Below are 4,218 nucleotides of genomic sequence, written 5' to 3'. Positions count from 1 at the left end.
CTTATGCACAATACACTTTAATCCCTGATATAAATTTTGAAAACAAACTTATTGCATTAGGTATTGATTCAGGAGTTGCAGATGGAAAAGTATTGACAAACAACATTAATAAATTGACTTCATTGGATGTTTCGTCTAGTTCTATTAGAGACTTAACTGGTATTCAGGATTTTGTGAGTTTGATTTCTTTGAATTTTTATTGTAATCAATTATCTGCCTTAGATATTTCCAAAAACTTAGCTTTGATTACTTTAGATTGTAGCTTTAATAAATTAACATCCTTAGATGTTTCCAAAAATACACTATTAAGCACTTTATATTGTAATATAAATCAATTAACATCCTTGGATGTTTCCAAAAACCTGGCTTTAACTTCTTTAATTTGTAGTAAAAATCAACTAAATGTCTTAATAGTTACTAAAAACGGGACTTTAAAAGAATTATCTTGCGACTCAAATGAATTAACCGTCTTGGATGTTAGCAAAAACGCAGATTTGACTTTTTTAAATTGTACTTCAAACAAACTCGTGAGTTTGAATCTAAAAAATGGAAAAAATACTCAATTGAAAGGGTTTTCTTTTTCATTAAATCCAAATTTAACTTGTATTGCTGTAGATGATGTTGCTTATTCAAACGCTAATTGGGCGGATGAAAAGAATTATTTTGCTTTTTATTCTCCTTTTGACTGCTCGACAATTACAGCAATTCCAGATGCAAAATTTGAAGAAAAACTAATTACTCTTGGAATTGATACTGATGGCAAAAATGGGATAGTATTAAACAACAGTATAGCAGGCATAACCAATCTGGACGTATCTAATAGTGGGATTACCGATTTGACCGGTATTCAAAGCTTTATTGCTTTGACCAGCCTTAATTGTTCTGGAAATTTAATACATATATTGGATATCTCTAAAAACACAGCATTTTTGGCTTTAAATTGCGCTAACAATCCAACCTTGAAATGCATTCAAGTTGCAGATTTTAAGTCTACTACAAATTGGACAATTACCAAAGACCCAATAGCTGTTTTTAATTTAGACTGTACTGTTTACACGTTAATTCCAGATAGCAAATTTGAGGAAAAACTAATCTTCCTCGGTATTGATACAGATGGTAAAAACGGTAAAGTAGCAACTGCTAGAATTGAATCTCTCCCTTCATTAAATGTTTCTTCTAGTTCAATTACCAATTTAACAGGGATTGAAGATTTTAAATCTTTGACTCACTTACAATGTGGTTCAAATCAATTAACCTCCTTGAATGTTTCAAAAAACGTAAATTTGACTGGTTTATATTTTGATTCAAATAAAATAACGTCTATTGACCTTTCTCATAATACATTATTAGAAACTTTAAATTGTTTCTCGAATTCTTTAACCACATTAGATGTTTCTAAAAACGTAGCTTTGACTGATTTATACTGCGGTACAAATCAACTAACATCCTTAAACCTATCGAATAATACATTATTAAAAGTTTTAGACTGTGATTCAAATTCATTACTAAACTTAGCTGTTAACAAGAACACAGATTTAATTCAGTTATACTGTAGCAATAATCAACTAACATCCTTAGACCTATCGTATAATTCATTTTTATTGATTTTAAATTGTGATTCAAATCAATTAACCTCATTAGATATTTCTAAAAATCTGGATTTAATCAGTATAACTTGTGGTTCTAATCAATTAACCGCATTAGATATTGCCAAAAATGAAGCTTTGACTCAATTATATTGTTATGATAATAAAATAATTAACTTAAATCTTTTACGAAATATTGAGTTAAAAGAGCTTATGTGTGGTTCTAATGAGCTAACAGCAATAGATATAACAAATAATCTAAATTTGGAGGTCTTTGATTGTCAATTCAATAAAATTACAAATCTTGATATTTCTAAAAATCCCTTAATTGTATCAATTGGTTGCGATAACAATCAACTAACATACTTGAATCTAAAAAATGGTGCTAATACCAATTTAGACCTAACATATATTAACTTTGTAAACAATCCTAATCTTAAATGTATACAGGTTGACAACGTCACCTATTCCAATACAAATTGGGCAAATTCAAAAGACATAACAGCTTATTATTCAACAGATTGTCAAACCACTGGATTATATACACTGATTCCTGATGCAAATTTTGAAAATAAACTTATTGCATTAGGAATTGACTCCGGAACTAATGACGGAAAAATTTTAACTTCAAAAATAAACACCATAACTTCTTTAGACGTTTCTTATAGTTCTATTACAGATTTAGAAGGAATACAAGGATTTATAGCTTTGACCTCGTTAAAATGTAATAACAACTATGCATTAACAAGTTTGGATGTTTCAAAAAACACAGCATTAACTTTATTAGATTGTTCCAACAATTATTTAGTAACCAGCTTGGATGTTTCCAAAAATACTGAGTTGACATCATTAATTTGTTATGCCAATAAACTAAATAATTTAGACGTAACTAACAATACCAAATTGACTGAATTACAATGTTCATCAAATAAGCTAACTAGTTTAAATGTTTCCAAAAACACTGCTTTGACCAAATTGATTTGTGGCTACAATTACGAATTAAATAACTTGGATGTTTTAAAAAACACAGCCTTATTAAAATTAGATTGTACTTCTACCAAATTAACAAGTTTGGATGTTTCAAAAAATGTCAAATTAATCGAATTATGGACTGGTGACAATCAAATAACTAGCTTAAATGTTAATAACAACATAGCCTTAACATCATTAATTTGCAACACAAATCTATTAACAACATTAGATGTATCAAAAAACACAGCTTTAACTAGATTATTGTTGTACAAAAATAAATTAACAACTATTAATATTGCTTCAAATACTGCTTTAGAAACAATGGATTGTAGTTCTAACCAATTAGCAAGTTTGGATGTTTCGAAAAATCTTAAAATGCACTATTTATATTGTGACATCAATCAATTGACCACTTTGGATGTTTCTAAAAACCCTGTTTTAGGTTTACTAGATTGTAGCAATAACCTTTTAACAAGTTTGGACGTTTCATTAAACACTGAATTATCAAAATTAGAATGCGCTTCAAATCGACTTGATAACTTGAATCTGAAAAATGGTAATAACACACTTTTCGATAGATTTGTAAGTCCAGACCCAAATATCATTATTTACAATGTTGATTTTAGAAATAATCCAAACCTTAGTTGCATTCAAGTGGATGATGCAAACTATTCTAATGTCAAATGGTCTACACAAAAAGATGCTAGTGCAAATTTCAACACAAATTGTAACTCGTACACTTTAATTCCTGATCCTAATTTTGAAGATTTACTTATTGCTCTAAAGATTGATACTGATGGTAAAAACGGGAAAACTTTCACTTCAAACGTTGTAAATATTACCAGTTTAGACCTATCAAACGCAGGCATCACAAATTTAAAAGGAATTGAAAACTTTACGGCATTAGAGAAATTTATTTGTAAGGGAAATTCAATCTCAACAATAAATCTATCTACAAACTTAGCATTAAAATACTTAGATTGCTCGAACAACCCCCTTGCCTCACTAGATATAAGAAAAAACAAGTTACTTTTAGAGTTGTATTGTGATGGAACCATATCCATTACAAAAAGATCAATAATGAACATGAATCAATTAACAATATTAGATCTATCAAACAACACCTTGCTTACTAACTTAAGTTGTGCGAATAATCAACTGGTAAACTTAGATCTTTCAAAAAACATAAATCTAAAAACAATCAATTGTTCTAATAACAATTTGATTACACTAGATTTGAATAACAATAATAACACTTTATTAACCACTTTAAATTTTAAAAACAACTCCAAATTATCCTGCATAAAAGTTGATAATACAACATATTCAATAGACAATTGGTCAGCAGCAAAAGATGCTACCGCTTCCTATTCTTCAACATGCAACACATTAGGAATTGAAGAAACAACTTTTGATAAAATTATTATGTACCCAAATCCTACCAAAGGTGAATTGCAAATTTCTAATATTGTGTTGGAAAAAGTAACGATTTATGACAATTTGGGAAAAGTAGTTAAAACCACAAAATTTCCTTCAGGCAGTAATGAAAATAAACTTGATTTAAGTGAATTCCCAAAAAGTACTTATTACATTGTTATTGAAAGTGAGGATAAGCATACCACTAAGAAGATAATAGTTAAATAATTAGCTTTTCATAGAC

The 4,218-nt window shown here is 28.7% G+C and carries 1 protein-coding gene; it reads left to right on the top strand.

Annotated elements, in window-relative coordinates:
* Positions 1-4,202: T9SS type A sorting domain-containing protein (locus tag FPG59_RS14435; protein WP_140344680.1), on the top strand; the 4,202-nt coding region annotated here is incomplete at its 5' end.
* Positions 4,203-4,218: the final 16 nt, after the last annotated feature.

This window comes from Flavobacterium sp. FPG59, from assembly GCF_002150205.1.
Lineage (GTDB): Bacteria > Bacteroidota > Bacteroidia > Flavobacteriales > Flavobacteriaceae > Flavobacterium.
Note: the sequence above shows the minus strand (reverse complement) of the source record. Positions and strands in the feature narration are given on the sequence as shown.